Genomic DNA, 21,937 nt, shown 5'->3' with positions numbered 1-21,937 from the left:
TGGTGAACTGGCATCATGAACATGATGCAGCACGCAAAAAGCCATGAAGCACACGGGTTCCCGGGTGCTCATGGCTTTTACTTCATAGCGAACGGTTAACTCTTTTTAACATTAACCGAAAAGACGTCGCCCTTCTCCCCGCCAAAAACAATCAATCCGCCTTCAGGCAGCACGACCGTTTTTTTGCCACTAATCTTGGAAAAATGTACAACCGTTCCTTTGGCGTCATAAACGACATATCCTCCGCTTGATGGATACTTAACCGTTACGTCCCGGTTCGTTGTCTTTTTATCAATTTTATACCAAACAGCCTTGCCTTCGTTAATGCGGACCGTGGAGACTCCTTGAGAGAACGGTTGAATCCCGTCTTCGCTAATATAAGCTTCTTTATTGATCGTTAAGTATTCCGTACGGTTCTTCGTATGGAAATTCAGGTCAAACGAGTCTCGTCCGTTCATGACCGGGATTGCCATTGCATTGACCGATTTATTCTTATCAACAATTTTAGTACCGGAAGCATACCCGTAATCGGCGTTAACGGATATTTTTTTGATCAATAGCCCTTCTGCCATTAGATAACCGAGCGAGCTGATTTTTTCATCCAAGCGGTAATATTTTTTGCCGTTTCGTTGTTCCCATACTTTTTGGGTCGGTTGATCAAGCGGGTTGCGTTCCAGCTTCTGACTCAGATACAAACCGTTAATAACTTGGCCTAAGCCGGGAATGTTGTCATATCCATATTTTTTGAGATACGTTTTTCCATTTGCCGCCTGTACAAAACTTACGGTTGCACTTCCATCACTGCTTTTGAATTGCCCATCACCTGTATACACAAATTTCTGTACAGGAAGCGAATCGTCGTTAGGATCCATTAAAAGCTCTCCGTCTTTCACATCCAGATTAACCATGCTGCCCGTATGTCCGAATAGTCCGGAATAAGCCTCCAGATCGGCAGGCATATCGGCTTTTACCGGAGGCTGGAACGTTTTATCCGGCAAAATCTCACTGATGATTCCTTTGGATTTTAGATATTCAAGTAAAATAGCGGTGCCCATCGTGCTGTTAAAAGAAGAGGCTCCGCCTGAAGAAAGCACGGCCATCGAAATATCATACTCCGGCAGCGCAATCAGGCTTGCATGATACATTGGCGTATCTCCGCCTTTAGACAAAGCTGTAATCCCGTATTCGTCAAACGGCGCTAATTGAACGGCATCCCAACCGAGACCGTAATTAAAGGTGTTAGACTCCTCCGCAATCCAAAGTCCCTTCCGGTATTCCGGGTTTTGCATTGCCTTTGCCGACCTTTCGGATAAAAGCTCCGTACGGTTGCCCATCAGCATATCGGCGAACTTGCTCACGTCTTCAGCAGTGGAATAAATGCCTCCCGTTCCAATGAGGTTAACGTTTTCAACAGGTAACGCCTGCTGGAACCCAGTGAAGTATGTTTTGGCAAGCTTGTTTCTGTCAAAGGAATCAAGCGGCGTTTTGGTCGAGCTGAGAGCTAGCGGTTTGTTAAAATGAACCTGCAGGAATTTGCTATAGCTTAATCCGCTCACACGTTCAACTAAAATTTCAAGCAGCTGGAAGCCGTCATTGCAATAAACCGAAAATTCGCCGGGGGCCGCTTTTAAGCGCTGGGAGCGCAATTTGTCCAGCAATTCATCATGAGCTTCCGTATCGTTGTCGTCGAACAGAAAACTGTTCTTAAAGGAACTTCCGTATAATCCGGACGAATGATTCATTAACATGCGCGGCGTTATTTTTTTGTATCTTTCATCCGCCATTTTAAACTCTTTTACGTATGTGGTTAATGGCTTGTCGAGATCGATTTTGTTGAGATCGGCCAATTTCATCGCAGCAGCCGTTACATACATTTTACTTGTTGAACCAATTCCAAACATCGTATCCTTTGTTACCGGCGTTTTGGCCGCTTTATCTTTTATTCCAGCACCGCCCGATAATACAACCTTTCCGTCGTCTCTGATTGCATATTGAATCCCGCTAACGCCATAATCCGATACAATGTTTAAAGCCATTTGTTTTGCCTTTTGTTCAAAGGACTGCTCCGCCGTTTCAGCAGCTGCTGAACGGACTGGAATGACGGCCAGCACAGCGGCCATGAATACAAGAACCTTTCTTTTCATAATGCGCCTCCTACATAATGGACTTCCGTTCTGGACTCAGCATACAAGTCAAAAGCCCGCTTGGTCCTAAAACGTCCCGAAACGATAAAAAACAATCCCTAAACAGCAGCTGTTCAGGGATTGTTCGCCATGAGAGGCAATAGAACCATATTATGAAACTGTTTATTTTCCGTTTCAACGGTCATATGTCCGCCATACTTGTCGCAGATTCTAGCTATGTTGGTTAATCCGATTCCGTGATATTCACGGTTTGGCTTTTGACTGCGCAGGCGGATTACCTCATGATCCGTATAATTCCGAATATGAATAAGCAAATTCGACTCGGTAGCGTGTATTTTGATCACAATATGCCGATCCGCTGCAACCTTGACCTGTTTGGAAGCTTCAATTGCGTTATCCAGCATATTGCCGATGACGACGCATAAGTCATACCGGTCGATAGGCACATCATGAGAGCTTAAGCTTAGCTTTGTATCAATCCTGATGCCGTTTGCTTGTCCGATGTCCAGCGTATTGGTCACAAGAGCGTCGATAACCAAATTGCCCGTATTCACCTTCTGATAGGAGCCCTCAATTTTATTTAACGTCGTGCGGATATGCTCCACTGCGGACGCCAATTCATTGCGTTTAATGCATTGTTCAATATACAAAAACTGTTGATTCGTATCATGAATGATTCTTTTGATCGATTTAAAGCTGTGAACAACCTTTTCATAATTTGCATCCTGATAATCCATCTGCTGCTGCAGCCGTTCGTTCTCATGCCTATATTGAAACTTTTCCATAATCGTATCGAAAAAATAAACAATCATTATATTCAAAAAAAGCAGGGCAACGCTGGAGAGAAAATAGTAAAAGCTTTTATGCGACGCAATATTCAACTGATAAACACTCACAATCGGAATAACTAAAAATAAAGCGTAATACCGGTAAGGCAGGCTGAACCTTCTTCGCTTAGCAACGAGCCGTAATATCTGAATAACAGGAAACATAAGGATGCAATCTAGAAAAACGACTTTTATATGAGCAAGCTGATCTTGACCCGCAATAGGACGAGGGCCGCTAAAGTCAACCGAATTAAGCGCAAACAAGATATAGACCGAAATAAAATCAACAATTGTAAATAAAACAGCTAATAACATCGTAAAAACAAGGTTTAATTTCAGCTCTGTTTGATATGACTGCGCGATACTAAACACAAGAACAAAAAATAAGATGGAGGACACAATGGGGAAAAACTTAATCGTTAAATACAAGTAATCAAGAATTCCAAACATAATGAAATAAAAATACCGTTGACGCTTTTGAGTGGATTTCCCAAAAATCGAGTTAAAGAAAAAATTTAATTGAACGCCCATCAAAAGCACAACACAAAGAATAATAAGCCAATGATTATGTATCATAGCCGCCGGCCTTCATAACCATAAATTTGGTGTAAACGTCTTTAACCTCTTTCATTTTTGAGCGTCCGATCGGCAATTCCTTGCCGTTGGACATAAGTACAACTCCGCTGGCAAATTTCCGTACATGCAGCAAATTAATCATGATGGAACGATGAATTTGCAGGAAATTGCAATCCTTCAAAGCTATGGCGTAATCCGATAGGATGCCCTTGCTTTCATAGGTTTCATTAGGCGTGACAAAATACAGCTTGCTTTTCATCGTTATGCTTTTGGCAGCTTCAATGCTGATGAGATCATCATGTTTAAGCACAATTTCATCGTAGGCTGACTTGATGACCATAAATTTTTTATCAAGCGCTTGAAAGTAATGGCATAACTTAATGATTTTCTCCTCCAATACCGAAGGAGCAACAGGTTTAATCAAATATTGAAAGGTCATCACGTCAAAACTTTCCACCATATATTCCGGGTAGCTTGTCAGAAAAATAATCTGTTCATCCAGATGTTTTAACCCTCTTATTTTGCGGGCTGTTTGAATCCCGTTGATCCCGCTCATTTCAATATCTAAAATTAAAATATGAAATGCAGGCTTCTGTAGCCCATAATAGGAGACCAGCTCCTCCCCCGAGCCGAATAATTCGATTTCAAATTCTATGTTTGCCTTAATGGATAATGCAATGAGCATTTTTTTCACAAGCTCTCTTTGTTTTTCCTCATCATCGCAAATCGCCACTCGGTACATGCTTGTACACTCCTCCGTACGTTTTAAAAAACATTATGTAATATTATATCTGGTTTAATCGGATGGAAAGAATTTTGACTTGAAGCGTAAATTTTAATCCCTAAACATCAATTAGAAAATAGCCGTTGACAAGGAACTTGTCCCAGCTGTATATTGTGCATACACAACATACACAATTTTGGAGCGGAGGGACACCATGCTGGCTTTGGAAATCAACAATTTAAATAAAACTTACGAGCATTTTCAATTAAAAAACGTATCCTTTCAACTGGAAAAGGGTTATATTATGGGCTTTATCGGAGCCAATGGCGCCGGGAAAACAACCACCATCAAGTCCATTTTAAATTTGGTGCGCATGGACAGCGGCGAGATTCAGATTTTAGGCAAAAACATGGCTGAGCATGAAATTGAATTAAAACAAGAAATTGGCTCCGCATTTGGCGACATCAACTTTTATACGCGCAGCAAAATCAAAACGTTAACCAATGTGATCAAACGATTCTACACACACTGGGACGATGAAGTGTACAACAAGTATTTAAAAAAATTCAACTTAATTGAAGACAAAAAAATAGCCGAGTTATCAACCGGCATGAGAGTAAAATACAGCTTGGCCCTTGCCCTGTCGCATGGCGCCAAGCTGCTCATTCTGGACGAACCGACCAGCGGACTAGATCCGGTTGCCCGGGACCAGCTGCTCGATATTTTTCAGGAGCTTGTGCAGGACGGCGAGATCAGCATTTTATTCTCCACTCATATTACTTCCGACCTGGAGAAATGCGCCGACTACATTACCTATATTCATGACGGACAAATTATTAACTCTGCGGAAAAAGAAACGTTCATCGATACGTATCGTTTGCTGCAGGGTAAAAACGAGGATTTGGATAAGGTTAAACAGGCGCTGATCGCTTACAAAACAACTTCATTTGGCTTCACCGGTTTGATTCATACCAAAGATTTTGATCCAGCCTTAGATATTAAAGCATCCATTCCGAATCTTGAGGAAATTATGATTTACTGCTCGAAAAAGGAGAGTGTGTATGTATAACCTGCTCATTAAAGAATTACGGCTAGGCGTGCATCCCTTCTTCTATTTGATGCCCTTTCTGACTGGCGCCTTAATGTTAATTCCCGGATGGTTATACTTCCTGGTCATTTTATACTTCTGCTTTTTAACGATCCCTAACATGTTTGCCGGTTATAAAACTCAAAATGATCTCATTTTCTCCAGCATGCTGCCGGTAACCAAAAAAGATATTGTAAAAGCACGAATTTACGTCATTGTTTTGCTGGAGCTGCTGCATCTTGTTGTTGCGATGATCTATGGAGCCATATCGGTGCGCTTTTTCCCGGAGCTGGTCTACTATTTCTTCAAACCAACGTTTGGTTTCTGGGGACTCTGTTTTGTTATGATAGCGATTTTTAATCTGATTTTTATTTCCATGTATTACAAAACGGCGTATAAATACGGTGCTGCGACATTTGCATCTATCGCAGGAGCTATGCTGTTTGCCACCGGCGCGGAGTGGCTCAGCATCGAAAATGCTGCCATTTACGAGTTTTTCAAAGGGGCGGGATCAGACCAGCTGGCCAATCACCTGTTCGTATTCATGGCGGGCATTGTGATATTTGCGCTATTTACGATAATCGCTTATTATATTGCCATCAAACGGTTCCAGAAAGTGGAAGCACAATGAACATAGCAATTTCAAACGCTTCAGATAAACCTATTTATCAGCAGCTTTTTGAACAAATCAGCGCGCAAATTTTCAAGGGCGAGCTAGAAAACGGGTACAGCCTGCCCCCTATCCGCCAAGCGGCCACGGAGCTTCGGGTCAGTATCATTACCGTCAAAAAAGCGTGGGAAGAGCTCGAACGCCATGGTTTAATCTACACCGTAACCGGTAAAGGCTGTTTTGTCGCTGATCTCTCCCCCGCCGAGATGCTTCAGAAGCGCAATGAAATGGTGTTGAAACAGATGGCGATCGACTCTGCTTATTACAAATCTATCGGACTTACGATAGATGAGGTAATGGAGCTATTGCGGGAAGTTTATTAGTTATAGCGCCAATCAATGATAGCTAAAGTACAAACACGAACAACCGAGCCACGCTGAGTCAAGCGGACGCTCGGTTTGTTTGTGTATGGAAATAAATTGGTCAAATAAGATTAAATGCTTTTGCAAAAGCATTTAGGTCATCAATGACAAACAAGTCACTACTCCAACTACCTGGCCACACAGCATACAATGTCGTAGTTTTATTCATAGCTCTTTGATAAGCCTCCAGCACCTTCGACCTATCCGATTTGTTTTTATGGTAAACTTGAGATACAGTTCCCGTTTTGTCTACCTCAAAAAAACAAACAGTACTTATACAATACGGGAAATTATCAGTCTCTTTAACACTTCTCATCTGCAACTCCTCCTTTTTTTTCTAGGCCCAAGCTCAGGAAACTTCTATTACTCGAATCTTATTAATGTCTTGCTTCGATTAAACCGACCATGACAAGAGATTTAAAATAAATCAGAGCTTTGATTCGATCCTATGTACTCGTAATGATAAATCTTCCCTGTTGATCCGGCTGGCACAGGTCTAAGTTTATTTTTTTGAACAAGAATGCGGCAGTATTTAATTACGGTTTGTTTGTGAAGTTCCAATTCCCTTGCAGCATCAGAAGGACGCAGAACTCTATTGTATCGGATTGCGAACTGCATGAGTTGTCTTTCAATTTTGCAAAAAGGTCGGGCGGCCACAACATGTTGCTCTGCAAGCGTTCCGAGGTAAGGGGATAATAGATTCCGTAGCATTGCATCAATAAATGATGGATTATCTTTCATCTCATCCAATGAAATCAAAATAACTTCAAATTGCTGTGATTGAAGAAACAAAATACGATTTAAATCCAATCGATACTTCGTTCGGTCTTTACCGTGCGATCCGTAATCCATAATTTCGATTGCAAAACGTTTTCCTCCTACCGTCCACATAAAATCTAGGAAATAGGAGCGTCCTCGCCAATCCAACACTTCGTACTCCGGATGCAACCCATCAAAATGTCCCAGTAATGGCCACCAGATTTTTTCAACAAACATCCGGTTTCCAAAACCATGTCCTCGCTTCAATGCGTCTTTACGCTCCCCACTGCGCCGATTCAGATGCCCTTTTATCCATTTTGCGTGCTCAATTTCAAAACTCATCCCAACCACCTCCTAGATTAAATAAAAAACGCCCCGAATAATCCTGCACGGTGCAGAATCATCGGGGCGTGCTTCGCCTCTCTATTTAAATATTGTTTAAACTCGCCTTCCATGAGCCAACGCAATTTTTTGTATGAAATATCATACAAAAATCGGTTTGGAACCGCCTCTTTTTAATACTTTGTGTGATAAATCATACAAAACTCAGCCTTCACCGTCTACATTCAGCCAATTTGTATGATTTATCGTATAAAACCTGAAATATCGCCACAGCCTAAACATACTTTGTGTGAAAAATCATACAAATTGCGCTTACCACATCATTGCTAAGGCTAACTTGTCTAAATTATAGTACAAGCTCACACATTTTCCAAAACAATAAAAAACAGCCTATATAGGCTGTATGTTAGATAAATTATGGTGGAGCCTAGGGGGATCGAACCCCTGACCTCATCGCTGCCAGCGATGCGCTCTCCCAGCTGAGCTAAGGCCCCGTATGTAGATGTCGTATGTAAAATTTCAGCTTGATCAATCAAGCAAAAGCTTACCGCGACAAGAAAGATCATATCACGCAGCCTCAATTAGTGTCAACACAAATTTGGACAAGTATGTTCTCAACGTTCCTAACCTTAAGCATCTTTAAATTACCCTACACCCTAACAATTATAAGCAAAGACCCGCAGCCCGGCCCTCACCGTTCCTGCGGGTCCTCCCTCATTTTTAACCATCCGCCACGTCCGCCCTAATCCTCCACGGAGTTCTTAGAAAGCAGATTGGACAGCTCCTTCATAAACATGTCGATGTCCTTGAACTGCCTGTACACCGACGCAAAGCGCACATACGCCACTTCGTCGACCGGGTACAGCTGCTGCATGACAAGCTCGCCGATGCTGCGGCTTTCCACTTCGGCCTGTGCTGTCGTGCGCAGCTCCTTTTCGACCTCGGAAACGATCTCCTCCAGCCGTTCCACCGGCACGGGACGTTTTTCGCATGCCCGGATGAGGCCTCGCAAAATTTTGTCCCGGCTGAATTCCTCCCGGCTGCCATCCTTCTTAATGACGATGAGCGGAGTCTCCTCAATCATCTCGAAGGTGGTAAACCGGCGGCTGCAGCGCTCACACTCGCGGCGGCGGCGAATGGACTTGTCTCCATTAGCGGGGCGGGAATCCAGTACCTTCGTCCCGTTATGCTCGCAATAGGGGCATTTCATGATCAATTCCTCCTCTCCGTTAACGTGCCTGATCCTGTAATTCCGCGCCTGGCAAGGGCTTGCGGACTTTTTCATAAATTTATTTTCCTGCGGCGTATGAAGCTGGCATTTCGGCACATAATACTTTTACCAACCGCGAGGAGGTGAAACGACAATGGCACAAAACAACAACAGCAACAAGCTGGTTGTTCAAGGATCCCATGCAGCCCTGGACCAAATGAAGTATGAAGTTGCTCAAGAACTCGGTATCGCCATCCCACAAGACGGCTACTACGGCAACTTCACGACTTATGACGCTGGCTCCATCGGTGGTTACATCACGAAACGTCTTGTAACGATCGGCGAGCAATCCCTGGCAGGTCAATTCAAATAATTGACTTATCCATGGATATAAAAAGTCCGGAGGCGAATCCCGAAGCGGATAGCCTCCGGGCTTTTTCCTTTAACCTCGCGTTACAGCCTTATCGCTGCCTGTATAATTTCATTATACATAACGGGACCATTCGGGATAAAGGCTTTTGTACTTTTTGTAGTAATAATCAACCCGCTGCACGTAATGGCGTGTCTCCCCGTACGGCACCTGATCCAGATGCTCCATCGTTCCGTCCCACACCTTGTCCCGCATCCACTGGCGAACCTTGCCTGGACCGGCGTTGTACGCAGCTACAGCAGCAACTGAGTTTCCTTTAAATTGATCGTGCAGCGCATGGACATACCACGAGCCCGCCTTAATGCTAAGCTCGGCGGAGCCGACTACCGTTTCCCTCGTCGTTGCCGCATCAAACTTGGCCATCTCGATAATCCAATCCGCTGTTTCCGGCATGAGCTGCATGACTCCCCCTGCTCCCTTGCTGGACACTTTATCGGTTTTAAAATTGGACTCGACCCGGATTATCGCCGCAATGAGGTACGGATCTACGTCGTTAATGGAGGCCTCCGTTTCAATGCTCTGCATATAGGCGATCGGATACATCATTCTGCCCATCCAATCCGACTTGAGAAAAAGCAGCGCGATAAAACCCGTCAGCACGAGCAGCAGCACCCTTTTGCGGGCAAACCAGCCCCAGCTCATAGGCTTCTCCGGTCGGCAAGAAACCTCATAACCTGCTCGCGTGTCTGCTCCTCGGTTCCGCTGTTGTCGATAACCCAGTCCGCCCTGCGCTTTTTCTCCTCCAAATCCATTTGCAGCCCGATCCGTCGAAGCGCTTCCTCGCGCTCCATGCCGTTTCGTGCCATCAGCCGTTCCAGCTGAATATGTACAGGCACATAGACCACCAACACACCTTCATAGGAGCTATCCTGCCCCGTTTCGAAAAGCAATGGAATGTCCGCAGCGACAAGCCGGCCCGGCTGCTCTGCTTCTGCCCGGTCCATCTCTTCCTTCATATGCTGCCTGATCGCCGGATGCAATATGCTTTCCAGCCGCTTAAGCTTGTCCGGCTGTCCAAACACGATGCGCCCAAGCGCGGCGCGGTCGAGGCTGCCTTCCGCCAGCAGCACCTGCTCTCCAAAAGCGGCAACGACCTCGGCGAGCGCCGGCTTCCCTGGAAGCACAACAGCCCGAGCCGCTTCATCTGCATCCGATACGAATACGCCGTTCTCGTGAAGCATGCGGGAAACGGTACTTTTTCCGCTCGCAATGCCACCTGTCAATCCGATTCTCATCGCATTTCACCTCCAGCCAGATCAGCCAATTTAAACTTCAATATCCCCCCGTAACGGAGGGATATCTCAGATGTCACCATAACTTGCCTAACCCAAGCGCCAGCAAAAGAATTCCCGGCAGCAGGCTTAACAGCTTCATCCTCCTTACCCCGGAGAAACGAAAGCCGAATCTCATGCCTGCAAGCAGAAAAAGTCCGCTCGCCGTCATAATGCACAGCGCCGTCAGCCACGGCTCCAGCCCGACCATTGCAGCTCCGAGCCCTGCGCCAAACGCGTCAAGCGACAAAGCCGCTCCCAGCAGTAGCGCCTCGCCAGCGCTGATGCTTCCTGAGCTGTCCACGTCCGCCGCTTGCGGCGTGCGCAGAATTTGAATGACGAGTCCCAGCTTTTTGATCTCCAACGTAAGCACCGCAATCGCCGGCACTGCTTGCTCCGCTGCCGCAGCGGTCATGCCGCCTCCAGCCGTACTGGCGGAATAAACACCGCTCGCGGGATCGGCTGACTCATGCTCGGCTGCAGCTTGCTGCGTCATTGTTGCTCCGGATGGCATATCATCAGCTTGATTGTTTTTTGGCGCATCGCTGACGGTAATGTCACTCCCGCGGGACTGCTGGAACAACGCATAACAGCCGATACCGATTAGAATGAACGCGCCAATGAGCTTTGCGCCGTCCGCCGTTACAAATCCCGTCAGCCAGGCTCCCAGATTCATGCTCAGCAAAATAACTGCACCCGAACAGCCTGTTATGATAAGCACAGACAGCAGCGGAATACGAATTCTCCGCAGCCCGTACGTAACGCCGACGCCGAATCCGTCCACGCTGACGGCAAAGGACAGCAGCAGAAGCGGTAACAAATGGGCAACCATCGTTGAAAGGTCCTCCCTGCGTATGACTTTGCTCCATCATATGCAAGGGGTAGGCGTCTGTTCCTATCGTCGGTCTGAGGGTGTTATCCGGCTATAAAATCAGCCGATTATTGGGATCCTACAGCATGGCGGACGCCCGGTAGCGGCTGGCAATCTCCGCAGAAATGCGTCCCCCGGCCTCCGACGACCGTTTTGATGATTGGTGAGCCGCAGGTTGGACAAGGCTCGTTTTTGCGCCCGTACACCAGCAGCTCATGCTGAAACTTCCCCGGATCTCCTTGACCGTTCACGTAAGATTTAATGGAAGAACCGCCAGCTGCAACCGCCCGCTCCAATGTGGCGCGGATCGACTGATGCAGCAGATTCCATTGTTCCGGCTTCAGCCGGTCAGCCGTAAGCTCGGGATGAATGCGTGCGGTATGCAGCGCTTCATCCACATAAATATTGCCAAGCCCGACAATGTATTCCTGATTGAGCAGCAGCGGCTTAATTTTGCTCGTGCGCTTTGCCAATCTCGATCGCAGAGCTTCCAGCGTGAAGCCTTCATCCAGCGGCTCAAGGCCCAGCTTCGCCAGCGGCGGCTGAGTGAATTCTTCCCCCGGCGCAAACAGATGCATCGTGCCAAACTGGCGCACATCCTTATAGCGCAGCTCCGTTCCGTCCGTAAACCGGAACTGGACATGGGTATGCTTTTCAACCGGCTCATCCGCTTGGAAAAGCCCGTATCGTCCTTCCATCCGCAGATGGGACACCATGACGAGCCCGTCCAGCACAAAACGGATAAATTTCCCTCTGCGTTCCACTTTTTCAATCGTATGACCGGCAAGCGCAGCGGCAAACGCTTCCGGCTCACGCGGCTTCTGTATAATACGCGGCAGACTGACCACGACCGAGGAGATCGTTTTGCCTGCGGCGATAATGTTTAACGTACGGGTTACCGTCTCTACCTCCGGCAATTCCGGCATAACTGAATCACACCTTTCTGTCGGAGTCTATTATACCAAAAAACCGCCCGCTCCGGGCTGCCGGAGGGACGGTTTTCATGAACTTATATCGTTATCGCTTCAACAACATCCATTACTTCGCTTCGTACCAATTAGCCCCGTAGCTCACTTCGGCTTTAAGCGGCACGTTGAGCTCAAGCGCGCTTTCCATGACCTCAGGCACGAGTGTTTTCATCGTCTCCAGCTCGTCCGGATGCACCTCAAAAACAAGTTCGTCATGCACTTGAAGCAGCATGCGGGAGCGTAGGCCTTCAGCGCGCAGACGATTTTGCATTTTGACCATTGCCAGCTTGATTATATCCGCCGCTGTGCCTTGAATCGGCGTGTTCATCGCCGTCCGCTCCGCAAACGAGCGCAGGTTGAAGTTCGACGCTTTGATCTCCGGCAGGTAACGGCGGCGCTCCAGCAGCGTTGTAACATATCCGTCCTGGCGAGCCTGCAGCACGATGTCGTCCATATACTTGCGCACGCCTTGGAACGCTTCAAAATACTGGTCGATAAAACGCGCGGCCTCTTTACGGGTAATGTTCAGGTTTTGCGACAGGCCAAAATCGCTGATTCCGTACACGATGCCAAAGTTAACCGCCTTCGCCGAACGCCTCATGTTGGAATCCACCTCCGACTCCGCTACGCCAAACACATCCATCGCTGTTTTGGTATGAACGTCGAGGTCGTTCGTGAACGCTTCGGCCAAGCCTTCGTCGCCCGAAATATGCGCCAGCACACGCAGCTCGATCTGCGAGTAATCCGCCGCAAGAATAAGCCAGCCTGGCTCGGACGGCACAAACGCCTTGCGGATTTTGCGTCCTTCCTCGAGACGGATCGGGATGTTTTGCAGGTTCGGAAACTGGCTGCTAAGCCGTCCGGTTGCCGCAATCGTCTGCCGGTAGTACGTATGGATTTTGCCGCTGTCCTGGCGAATTTCCTTAAGCAGCCCTTCGACATAGGTAGACTGCAGCTTGTGCAGCTGGCGGAAATGCAGGATGAGAGGAATAACTTCATGGTATGGCTCCAGCTTTTCCAGAACGTCTGCATCGGTGGAATAGCCGGTTTTAGTCTTTTTCATTACAGGCAAGCCGAGCTTGTCAAAAAGAATTTCCCCGAGCTGCTTCGGTGAGTTGATGTTGAACTCCTGACCGGCCAGACGGTAGATTTCCTCCATGTCGGATTTGATGCGGCCCTCCAGCTCTGCACCGAGCTGGCGGATCGTCTCCGCGTCAACTTGAATGCCCTGCCGCTCCATATCCGCGAGCACTCCGGACAACGGCTGCTCCAGATCGTAGTACAGCTGATGCATGCCCTGCTCCTCAAGCTGGCTGCGCTGCAGCGGCGCAGCTCCGCGCACCGCGTCCGCTTTGGAAGCCAAATGCGCGTACAACGCTTCCTTACCCGGAACCTTAAACTTCGCGCCCTTGCCGTAAACGGACTCGTCCGTTGGCACGGATGGCAGGCCGATACGCGTGGCGATGCCGCTGACGCTCTGATCCGTCGCTGTAGGGTCCAAAATGTACGCCGCCAGCACGATGTCGAATTCCACGCCTTGCAAATGCACGCCAAGCTTGTTCAGCGCCAGCTCCGCCCGGTGCAGGTCGCAGCCGATCTTCGGCGCGTTGACGTCGGAAAGCCATGCTTTGAAGCCGGAGGCATCCTCGCTATCCAGCCATTCCGCTCCCATCGTGTATACGCCTTCTTCGGCGGCATAGGCCGCTCCGATAAGGTCCGCATGATGCGGATTGTCGCCGATTGCTTCCAAATAAAACGCGCCGGACTCACGCAGAGCTTTCTCCAGCGCCTCGCGTGCTGCCGTATCGCCTATCTCCACTGGCAGCACGTTCAGCTCTTTTTGCGGCTCGGCGTTGGTTGCACCGGCAGCAGACAAGTTCAGACGCTCGATAAGCGATCTGAACTCAAGCTTGCCGAACACCTCCGCCAGCTCGGCCGGCTCATATCCGTTGTAGGCAAAATTCCCTGTCTCGCCCTCCAGCGGCACCTCGCGGAAAATCGTCGCCAGCTTTTTGCTCATGATCGCCGACTCGCGGTTCTCTTCCACACGCTCCTTCAGCTTGCCTTTCAGCTCGCCGGAGCGCTCCAGCACCTGCTCCACACTGCCGAATTCATGCAGCAGCTTCAGAGCGGTCTTTTCGCCAACGCCGGGAATGCCGGGAATGTTATCGGAGGTGTCGCCCATAAGCCCCTTCAGGTCGATAATTTGCTGCGGCACGAGTCCGTAGCGCTCTTTAACAGCAGCGGGATCGTACAGCTCCGTTTCACTGACACCTTTGCGGGTTACGGCAATCGTCACCTTGTCGGAGGCAAGCTGGAGCATATCCTTGTCGCCGCTGACGACAACCGTATCAACGCCCTGCTCGTCCGCCATCCGTGTCAGCGTGCCGATGATGTCATCCGCCTCGTAACCGGACAGCTCAAACTGCCGAATGCCGAACGCTTTGACCACCTCTTTAATGAGAGGAAATTGCTCGGACAGCTCCGACGGAGTTTTGTCACGGGTGCCTTTGTACTCGGCGAAGCTTTCCGTGCGGAACGTAACTTTGCCAGCGTCAAAAGCGACCAGCACATGGGTCGGCTTTTGCTCTTCGAGCACTTTGAGCAGCATCGTCGTAAAGCCGAATACGGCATTTGTATGTAGTCCGGCCGCATTTGTCAGCGGCGGCATTGCGAAAAAAGCCCGGTAAGCAATACTGTTGCCGTCGATCAGTATCCATTTGTCCATTGGCTGGCACCTCGTTCTTTGCTTGGTTGCTTTTATCATACCATACCGGGATGGAACTTCTGAAACGGGGGATGTAAAATAACCGTATTATCGATACATCCAGAATCATGTAAATTTAGGAGGTAATCCACTTTGGATGGAGTAGGAATTATTGGGCTATTTTTTTTACTGATTTCGCTGCTGTTCTTTGCGGTTCATATCGCGATTTGCGTGTGGGGATACCGAGATGCCAAAAGCCGCGGCTGCAGCAACGAACTAGGTTTGCTGGTCATGATTGCTCTGTTGTTTTTCCCGGTTATCGGCCTAATTGTTTATCTGCTTATCCGCAACGAGCTTACCGGCCGGTTTAGAGGCTAACTTTAATGCAAAAAGCCATCCCGCGCGGAATGGCTTTTTGGTGTCTGATGTCATGATAGCACAAAACACGAGATGACTGCGGGCCAGAGCAAAGGCATTCCACTCAGCGTCAAAGCAAGCTTCGGTTGGCGCTTATAGAGCAGCCAGCTGGAAATAACACCGCCCAACCATACCACAGGGTAACTTCCTATAACTGCAACGAGCATAACCGCAAACCAGCTGAATCCGCTGTCAAACGCCATGAAAGACAGGCCGATAACGACCAGCCAAGGCACCAGACATACAGCTCCGATCACTTGCAAAATAACAAGCCATGCCTTAATCGATACTTTCATCCGTTCAGCCTCTTTCCTCTCCCGCCAGCAGCCCCCATTTTAGGGAACAACAACTCAACTGAACATATCGGGAAAATGGGCAGGCTTCAATAGATGCGGCGCTTCTTTTAGAAATATAGTTGCCTGGAAATTTTCATGTCCTCATATCTGGTGCGTTTATTGATTGAACTTGATGGAACCTCTAACGTAACTGAGAGCGCTTATTTAGCCCAAAACGACTCTTCCGCAAACGTAACGCAACTGAGACGCCTTATTTCATCATATAGACGCTAAAACGGCCTGAAACTGTACGAATAACGCCGCTCAGTTTCGTTAGAATTTATATAGCCGCAAAAAACGCTAAATAACGCTTTTCAGTTTCGTTAAATTCGTTGGCTTCCATCCAAAAAGCCCCTTCCGGCATCCCGTGTTAGTGGAGTGTGTTTCCGCCTTTCTACAACGCACATTCCTTAAAAAAACACAGCCCCTCAAGGCGCTGTTCGCGTCCCAGAAGGGCTGTGTGATTCGTTAAAAACTTAAACCTATTTGCTTAAGCCTGTTCCGCCGCCTCTGTCTCCGGCAAATGCGAAGCAGCTACGCGGTAGATCGTCACTTTGTTGCCAACGATCGGACCTGCTCCTTCGGAACCAGCCGCCGGACGGCCGTGCGGACCGCCATGTCCATGCCCGTGGCCGGATGCAGCGCCAGAGCTCTGCTGCGAACCGCCATGGCTGCCTTCCGCTTGTCCGCCGGAAGCAGCTCCCTCATTCTCCGCCGATGCTTCCTGGCGGCGCGCATGCGCGCCGCGGAAAGAATCGCTGGAAGCCCAAGCCTCAAAATCGGCCTTAGACTGCCAGGTTGTACATACGCGAATTTCTTCCTCCGCATCCGATACTTTGCCGTGCAGCACATCCATGCGGATAAAACCAGGGAATGTATGTACCGTCTTTGGCTTCGCAAACCGCTCTAACACCGCTTCCGCGAAACCTGCTTTTACGACGATTCGGTTCTCTACCAGCACTGGACCTTCCGGCTCGGCCGGTTTGTTTTCGTCCAGCAGGCCTTTAATATATTCCGCAACCGGGGCCGCTTCGGGGCCGCCCATAAGCGCATGCTGCAGCAGCGTTATGCCGTGCGGTCCTTTGGCGTTCAGCTGCGACGGATGGCGCTCAAGCACCGAGCGAACGAGCTCAAGCTCTCCCAGCATCGCCGCTCCGAACAGGTCGAGACGCGCTCCTTGCGCCAGCAGCCAGCCTAAAATATCTTTCCGTCCGGTATGAGCAGCAGCGCCAGCCGCCGTTTCCCAGTCGCCGCCTCCCCAGTTCATTGCGGCATGCAGCAGCCCCGGCTCTTGGGCCAGCAGCTCCTGCACACGCGTCAAATCGCTATGAGCCGCTCCGACAAATGCCCGGACGAGCTCCGGGTTCAAGGCTTGCTCCGACATCCTCATTCCTCCATTAAATGAAATCTATTTTTTCAAATGCTGTTAATTCAAAACCGTTTCTCTCAAATGAAGCAGCTCAATCTGCTCCTCGCGGGGCATTGCCGCACGCTCTGCCTGGAAGCTAGGAATGCCGTTGTCCATCGTGATCCGCCCCTCGACGCTGAACACATCGCGAAAAAAAGCGGCGGTGAACAGCTCCGCCGGACGTCCTTGCGCGGCAACTCTGCCATCCTTGACGGCAATGAGCCGGTGACAGTAACGAGCCGCCTGATTTAAATCATGCAGCACCGTCACAACGGTAATGCCCTGCTCTCGGTTGAGTCTGCCAACAAGCTCCATAAGCTCAAGCTGATGGGCGATATCCAAATAAGTAGCAGGTTCATCCAGCAGCAAAACGGACGGGGTTTGGGCAATTGCCATCGCCAGCCAGGCCCGCTGCCGCTCGCCGCCTGACAGTGCTTGCAGAGGCCGGTGTTGGAGACTTTGCAGTGAGGCAGCGGACAATGCCCAGTCCACGATGCGCTCATGTGCTTCCGCGCTGCCGTCCTGGTACCATTTCAGATGCGGATGCCTGCCCTTGCGGACCAGCTCGCGCACGGTAAGCTCAAGCCCTGATTCCTGCGTCTGAGCCAGCATGCCAATGCGCTGCGCGGCTTCTTTGTTCGGAATCACCGCGAGATCCGTGCCATCCAGCATCGCCTTGCCGCCATGCGGTCTAGTAAGCCGGGCAAGCATACGCAGCACGGTCGATTTGCCGGAGCCGTTCGGGCCAATGATGCCGACCCACTCGCCCGGCTGGACGTCCAGATCGATTCCATGTACGACCGGGCGATCCCCGTAGCTTAATTTTAAGGATTGTCCGGAAATCCGGCTCATCGTTTGACCCCCTTGCGAAGCAAATAAAGAAAGAACGGCGCGCCGAGCAGAGCGAGCAGAATGCCAACCGGAAACTCGATTGGATCAAACAATGTGCGGGCCATCGTATCAGCAAAAACAACCAATGCAGCTCCGCCAATGGCCGATACCGGCATTAAAATGCGGTAATCTGCACCAACGATCAGCCTTACGATATGCGGCACAACAAGCCCGACAAAACCGACCATACCGGCTTGGCTAATCGCCGCCCCCGCTAAAAAGGCAGCTACGCCTATGATTATGAGCCGGTACATTTCCACCCGGACACCAAGCAGCTTCGCCGCATCATCGCCAAGCGCCAAAAGATTGGCCGGTTTGATGAGCACAAGCGCCGCTATAAGACCAGCCAAAGCATAAGGCAGCAGCGTATCCGCATGCGGCCAGCTTCTGCCGTTGAGGCTGCCGCTCATCCACGGAAGCACCGATTGCACTTTTTCACTGTTCAAAATCATCAATGCGGACATTCCCGCTCCGAGCAGGGAATTGACCGCCACGCCGGCAAGAATAAGACGAATCGGCGATGCGCCGCCCTTCCAAGCCAGCAAATAAATAACAATGCTCGCGGCAAGCGCCCCGACGAATGCAGCTGCCGGAAGCAGAGCGATTTGAGCCGGAAAAAGAATCATAATAACAACAGCAGCAACACCGCCGCCGGACGAAACGCCGATAATACCAGGATCGGAAAGCGGATTGCGGAACACACCCTGCAGCAGCGCTCCGGATAATCCGAGGCAGCAGCCCACCATCATTCCTGTCAGTGCGCGAGGCAGACGTAAATTCCATACGATTTGCCATGCCTCCGTGTCGCTGCGATGCCAGAGGGCGTTCCACACTTCGCTAACCGGTATGCGGATCGACCCCAGCGCAAGCCCGCATAACAGGCTTGCAATTAACAGGGCCGATGCCGTTCCCAGTACGATCAGATTCCGTGCCGCTGCCGGGTACCTAGCCTGCTTGAGCTCGGTCGGAGACAGAACGGAAGCCATTTTTATTTCACCTGATTCAACAGCTTGTTGATCGATTTAATCGCCTCTGGCGCGCGGATGCCTGGATTAGCTGCGAACAGCTCCGACGGCAGCACTTCGAAACGGTCTTCTTTAACTGCGCTCAGGTTTTTCCAAGCGGGATTGGTTTCGAACTCTTTTTTGAACGACCCTTTTACTTCAGCCGCGTCCCCGTGAGTGATCAGCAGGATTAGGTCCGGGTTAGAAGCGACAATACGCTCCATGCTAAGCTCCGAATACTGGGGCATCTTGTCCATTTTCGGGAATTTAGCCGCTACGTTAGTACCGCCTGCAAGCTCCAGGAAGTTGCCCGGGTAGCTGGAAGGAAGCGCTACGACAAAGCTGCCCGGTGCTCCGTATACGATGAGCGTTTTTGGCTTGGCAGCAGGCTTTTGCAGGCTGCTTACGGTGCGGTCCATATTCGCGATTACCTGCTCCGCCGTGCTTTCGTTACTTAGCAGTTTGCCGTAGAGACGGATGGAAGACTTGATCTGGTCGTACGTGTTATGAGAATTGAATAACACCTGAGCGCCGAGCTTTTCCATCGTTGCCTTTTGGCTCATCAGAGAAGGATTGGCAATGACCAGATCCGGTTTGACGGAAGCCAGCTTCTCGAAAAGAATGCCGTGCGTGCTGCCGACCTCAACGGCGGAAGCCGCTTCAGGAGGATTAACCTTCCCCATTGCCGTTGGACGGCCTACAACCTTGCCGCCGAGCGCGTAAATCATTTCCGTATCCGACGAGGAAAGCGTCACGATACGCTGCGGGCGTTTGTTCAGCGTGAACGAGCCTGCGCTCGTTTGGAGCGTCAGCTTGCTGCTGATCGCAACCGTACGGCTTTTGGAGGACCAGTTGACCCATTTGCCGAATGCTTCCGTAAGCAGACGAAGCGGCACAAAGGTTTTTCCGTTTTTAATGACTGGCGCGGCATCCAATTGGGATGATTTATCGTTTATGTAGGCGGTTTTGGAACCGGCTGTCAGCTTGACCTTCACACCGCCGCTCGTAGCAATGACGGTTTTGGTGGAGTTATTCCAGCTTGCCGTGCCTCCAAGCGATTTGACGATAGAGCTGTATGGCACAAGCGTACGTCCGCTGACCACGATTGGCGAAGCGTCCAATGCGAGTGATTTGCCATCCAGCGTAACTTTAATCGGCGCGGACGCCGCTGTTGCTGTAGATGGCTGAAGGGCTCCTGTTCCCGATGTGATCAACAATGCTGCGGCCGCAGCAGACAAAACCCACTTTTTACTGCGAAACATAGAACAATTACCCCCTGCGTTAGTTATTAATAATGAGAATCAATATCAATTGACTTCATCATCATATTGATAACGATTATCATTGTCAATAGTTTTCTTTTTATAAGGACTTTTCAATGGAGATCAAGCTTTACTTGAACAGGACAGCCTGGATGAAAGGCGCATATAATAAGCTTAGTCAGCTTGCAGCACAGCTTAAAGAAAGTCTCAATATCGACTCGGGGATGGTGACGGAAATGAAGTCAAATCGAGCGGTTAAAGTGATTGGACATCGAGGAGCCGCCGGAGAAGCCCCGGAAAATACGCTGGCCAGCTTCCTGCTGGCCGCTGAACAAGGAGCCGATATGGTTGAGCTTGATGTTCATCTGTCAGCCGACGGAAAGCTCATCGTATGCCATGATGAGACGCTGGACCGGACTACTGACCAAACTGGTGCGATTCGCGACCTAACATCAGACGCTGTTCTTGCCTCAGATGCGGGAAGCTGGTTTTCTCCTGACTTTTCTGGTGAGCGAATTCCTTTATTGGAAGAAGTGTACGAAGCATTGCCGGATTCAATGGAAATTAATGTAGAGGTCAAGGATGCCGCCGGAAGCGCACTTGACGATAACCTATTGGAATTTCTGCATGAGGGTAAACGAATAGAACGTACAGTAGTCTCTTCTTTTGACCACAAGCTGCTCGTTCGGCTGAAAAATAAGGAGCCGCAGCTGCGGATCGGACTGCTTTATGCGGCTGATCTGGTCGATCATGCTGGTTACGCAGCTCTGCTAAACGTTGATGTTTTCTCCCTGCATCCCTTCCACGAGCTGATTGGCGCTAAAGATACGGCAAATGCGGTTACAGCAGGTATGGCCGTATATCCTTACACGGCTAACGAGCCCGCTCAGTGGCAGCGGCTGCTCGACATTGGGGTGACGGGCATCATAACCGATTATCCTGGTAAATTAAAAACTTATCTTAGTTCACGCCTCATGATTGAACCGAATTAATAACATCATCCATCCAAGGATGCCCTTGTGGAAATTGCATTTGCAGAGAGGAGTAGAACCACAGCTTCTCCTCTCTATTCAGATGAGGCAGGATCCGTTCAAAATCCAACTGATCCTTCTCTCTGATTTGAGAGCCGCCGCCTTTATAAAAGAGCTGAAGCTCCGGTTTTAGGTAGGGAGTTCCTTCTGGAGTAAAGGCTCGAATATCCGCCCAGTTGCGGCGAATGGACGGCTTTCGCCCATAAATCCAATCTTCCTGTTCGCGGTCAATAATCATGAGCTGGAGCTCCCATGGTGAAGTCTCATTTCTAGACAACCAAATATCCTTTGTCGTATTCAAATACTCTCCCGGCTCTCTAAGGCTTAACTTGCCGCTGTCAGCCTTGTAGATTAACCAGTCCTGTGAGAGACGGTCAAATACGGCCTCCTGCTCGTCCCGGAAAATGATAACATCCGTATCCTCATGATATCTTGTTTGCTGCCCCAGGTAGAGATCCAGAGCCCAGCCTCCTGCAATGGCCCACCACACAGGAATAGGGTCAAATATATTGCGCGCTTCCGCAACTGATATCGGTTCCCAGTTCGAATAATCTGTTCGCATGTTGTTTCATCCCCCTCTCAATTGTTTCATAAAACGATTGAAATTAATTCCTTCAGATCATCAATAATAGCGTCTGCCT

Annotated in this window: 23 protein-coding genes, 1 tRNA gene and 1 pseudogene; 6 read left to right on the top strand and 19 right to left on the bottom strand. The window is 49.5% G+C overall.

What is annotated here, in order from left to right:
- Positions 1 to 95 precede the first annotated feature (95 nt).
- The 3 genes from M3223_RS06330 to M3223_RS06320 form a co-directional block, all read right to left on the bottom strand.
- Entirely contained in the window at positions 96 to 2,144 is a 2,049-nt protein-coding gene (locus M3223_RS06330) for a serine hydrolase domain-containing protein (protein WP_251560172.1), read from the bottom strand.
- A gap of 113 nt (positions 2,145 to 2,257) precedes the next feature.
- Positions 2,258 to 3,547 (bottom strand): sensor histidine kinase, encoded by a 1,290-nt coding sequence (locus M3223_RS06325; RefSeq protein WP_251560170.1) that lies wholly within the window; start codon positions 3,545 to 3,547, stop codon positions 2,258 to 2,260.
- On the bottom strand, positions 3,537 to 4,289 hold the full coding sequence (locus M3223_RS06320; protein ID WP_251560168.1) for a LytR/AlgR family response regulator transcription factor: 753 nt from the start codon (positions 4,287 to 4,289) through the stop codon (positions 3,537 to 3,539). Before M3223_RS06320 ends, M3223_RS06325 begins: the two co-directional genes overlap by 11 nt.
- A 196-nt stretch (positions 4,290 to 4,485) precedes the next feature.
- Between M3223_RS06320 and M3223_RS06315 the strand changes: the two genes are divergently transcribed.
- From M3223_RS06315 to M3223_RS06305, 3 genes are read left to right on the top strand one after another with little or no spacing between them, the layout of a single operon-like run.
- Positions 4,486 to 5,340, top strand: coding sequence for an ABC transporter ATP-binding protein (locus tag M3223_RS06315; protein ID WP_251560166.1), 855 nt, complete (start codon positions 4,486 to 4,488; stop codon positions 5,338 to 5,340).
- Positions 5,333 to 5,989: an ABC-2 transporter permease gene (locus tag M3223_RS06310; RefSeq protein WP_251560164.1), complete on the top strand. Its 657-nt coding sequence runs from the start codon at positions 5,333 to 5,335 to the stop codon at positions 5,987 to 5,989. The genes M3223_RS06315 and M3223_RS06310 overlap by 8 nt, the downstream gene beginning before the upstream one ends.
- A complete protein-coding gene (locus tag M3223_RS06305) occupies positions 5,986 to 6,351 on the top strand; it encodes a GntR family transcriptional regulator (protein ID WP_251560162.1) in 366 nt (121 codons plus the stop codon). The genes M3223_RS06310 and M3223_RS06305 overlap by 4 nt, the downstream gene beginning before the upstream one ends.
- Positions 6,352 to 6,451: 100 nt before the next feature.
- Here M3223_RS06305 and M3223_RS06300 read toward each other — a convergent pair whose 3' ends face one another.
- The 4 genes from M3223_RS06300 to nrdR all read right to left on the bottom strand — a co-directional run bounded on the left by M3223_RS06300 (position 6,452) and on the right by nrdR (position 8,701).
- Positions 6,452 to 6,706 carry a hypothetical protein gene (locus M3223_RS06300; protein WP_251560160.1) on the bottom strand — a complete coding sequence of 85 codons (255 nt, stop codon included), beginning with the start codon at positions 6,704 to 6,706 and terminating at the stop codon, positions 6,452 to 6,454.
- Positions 6,707 to 6,807: 101 nt separating this feature from the next.
- Positions 6,808 to 7,491, bottom strand: coding sequence for a hypothetical protein (locus tag M3223_RS06295; protein WP_251560158.1), 684 nt, complete (start codon positions 7,489 to 7,491; stop codon positions 6,808 to 6,810).
- Positions 7,492 to 7,909: 418 nt separating this feature from the next.
- Positions 7,910 to 7,985, bottom strand: a tRNA-Ala gene (locus M3223_RS06290).
- Positions 7,986 to 8,233: 248 nt separating this feature from the next.
- Complete coding sequence (gene nrdR, locus M3223_RS06285; protein ID WP_251560156.1) at positions 8,234 to 8,701, bottom strand: transcriptional regulator NrdR; 468 nt, start codon at positions 8,699 to 8,701, stop codon at positions 8,234 to 8,236.
- Positions 8,702 to 8,855: 154 nt separating this feature from the next.
- Here nrdR and M3223_RS06280 point away from each other — a divergent pair, with 154 nt between their 5' ends.
- Complete coding sequence (locus M3223_RS06280; protein WP_251560154.1) at positions 8,856 to 9,074, top strand: alpha/beta-type small acid-soluble spore protein; 219 nt, start codon at positions 8,856 to 8,858, stop codon at positions 9,072 to 9,074.
- A gap of 111 nt (positions 9,075 to 9,185) precedes the next feature.
- Here M3223_RS06280 and M3223_RS06275 read toward each other — a convergent pair whose 3' ends face one another.
- From M3223_RS06275 to polA, 5 genes are all read right to left on the bottom strand, one after another.
- Entirely contained in the window at positions 9,186 to 9,773 is a 588-nt protein-coding gene (locus tag M3223_RS06275; protein ID WP_251560152.1) for a lytic transglycosylase domain-containing protein, read from the bottom strand.
- On the bottom strand, positions 9,770 to 10,366 hold the full coding sequence (gene coaE / locus M3223_RS06270; protein WP_251560151.1) for a dephospho-CoA kinase: 597 nt from the start codon (positions 10,364 to 10,366) through the stop codon (positions 9,770 to 9,772). Before coaE ends, M3223_RS06275 begins: the two co-directional genes overlap by 4 nt.
- Positions 10,367 to 10,439: 73 nt before the next feature.
- The gene (locus M3223_RS06265) at positions 10,440 to 11,234 is read right to left on the bottom strand and encodes a manganese efflux pump (protein WP_251560148.1); all 795 of its coding nucleotides are present in this window, start codon (positions 11,232 to 11,234) and stop codon (positions 10,440 to 10,442) included.
- Between the two features lie 107 nt (positions 11,235 to 11,341).
- Positions 11,342 to 12,199 (bottom strand): DNA-formamidopyrimidine glycosylase, encoded by an 858-nt coding sequence (gene mutM, locus M3223_RS06260; RefSeq protein WP_251560146.1) that lies wholly within the window; start codon positions 12,197 to 12,199, stop codon positions 11,342 to 11,344.
- Positions 12,200 to 12,311: 112 nt separating this feature from the next.
- Positions 12,312 to 14,969 (bottom strand): DNA polymerase I, encoded by a 2,658-nt coding sequence (gene polA / locus M3223_RS06255; protein ID WP_251560143.1) that lies wholly within the window; start codon positions 14,967 to 14,969, stop codon positions 12,312 to 12,314.
- A gap of 132 nt (positions 14,970 to 15,101) precedes the next feature.
- Here polA and M3223_RS06250 point away from each other — a divergent pair, with 132 nt between their 5' ends.
- Complete coding sequence (locus M3223_RS06250; protein ID WP_251560141.1) at positions 15,102 to 15,326, top strand: hypothetical protein; 225 nt, start codon at positions 15,102 to 15,104, stop codon at positions 15,324 to 15,326.
- Positions 15,327 to 15,376: 50 nt separating this feature from the next.
- Here M3223_RS06250 and M3223_RS06245 read toward each other — a convergent pair whose 3' ends face one another.
- The 6 genes and pseudogenes from M3223_RS06245 to M3223_RS06220 all read right to left on the bottom strand — a co-directional run bounded on the left by M3223_RS06245 (position 15,377) and on the right by M3223_RS06220 (position 20,265).
- Positions 15,377 to 15,661, bottom strand: coding sequence for a glycoside hydrolase family 31 protein (locus M3223_RS06245; RefSeq protein WP_251560139.1), 285 nt, complete (start codon positions 15,659 to 15,661; stop codon positions 15,377 to 15,379).
- Between the two features lie 529 nt (positions 15,662 to 16,190).
- Positions 16,191 to 16,661, bottom strand: coding sequence for an antibiotic biosynthesis monooxygenase (locus M3223_RS06240; protein WP_353057679.1), 471 nt, complete (start codon positions 16,659 to 16,661; stop codon positions 16,191 to 16,193).
- 45 nt (positions 16,662 to 16,706) lie between these two features.
- Positions 16,707 to 17,084 (bottom strand): annotated as a pseudogene (locus M3223_RS06235) (ankyrin repeat domain-containing protein); the annotation flags it as partial.
- Positions 17,085 to 17,126: 42 nt separating this feature from the next.
- Complete coding sequence (locus tag M3223_RS06230; protein WP_251560137.1) at positions 17,127 to 17,960, bottom strand: ABC transporter ATP-binding protein; 834 nt, start codon at positions 17,958 to 17,960, stop codon at positions 17,127 to 17,129.
- Positions 17,957 to 18,985 carry a FecCD family ABC transporter permease gene (locus M3223_RS06225; RefSeq protein ID WP_251560135.1) on the bottom strand — a complete coding sequence of 343 codons (1,029 nt, stop codon included), beginning with the start codon at positions 18,983 to 18,985 and terminating at the stop codon, positions 17,957 to 17,959. The genes M3223_RS06230 and M3223_RS06225 overlap by 4 nt, the downstream gene beginning before the upstream one ends.
- A 2-nt stretch (positions 18,986 to 18,987) precedes the next feature.
- Positions 18,988 to 20,265: an ABC transporter substrate-binding protein gene (locus M3223_RS06220; RefSeq protein WP_251560132.1), complete on the bottom strand. Its 1,278-nt coding sequence runs from the start codon at positions 20,263 to 20,265 to the stop codon at positions 18,988 to 18,990.
- A 236-nt stretch (positions 20,266 to 20,501) separates the two neighbouring features.
- On the opposite strand from M3223_RS06220, the gene M3223_RS06215 reads away from it, so the two are divergent.
- Positions 20,502 to 21,257 carry a glycerophosphodiester phosphodiesterase gene (locus tag M3223_RS06215; protein ID WP_251560130.1) on the top strand — a complete coding sequence of 252 codons (756 nt, stop codon included), beginning with the start codon at positions 20,502 to 20,504 and terminating at the stop codon, positions 21,255 to 21,257.
- Here the strand turns inward: M3223_RS06215 and M3223_RS06210 are convergent.
- Positions 21,238 to 21,858 (bottom strand): nucleotidyltransferase domain-containing protein, encoded by a 621-nt coding sequence (locus M3223_RS06210; protein ID WP_251560128.1) that lies wholly within the window; start codon positions 21,856 to 21,858, stop codon positions 21,238 to 21,240. The genes M3223_RS06215 and M3223_RS06210 overlap by 20 nt on opposite strands.
- Positions 21,859 to 21,937 lie beyond the last annotated feature (79 nt).

The sequence above is a fragment of the Paenibacillus pasadenensis genome (assembly GCF_023715725.1).
GTDB classification, from domain to species: Bacteria; Bacillota; Bacilli; order Paenibacillales; family Paenibacillaceae; genus Paenibacillus_O; species Paenibacillus_O pasadenensis_A.
This window is presented reverse-complemented; position numbering and strand designations above follow the sequence as displayed.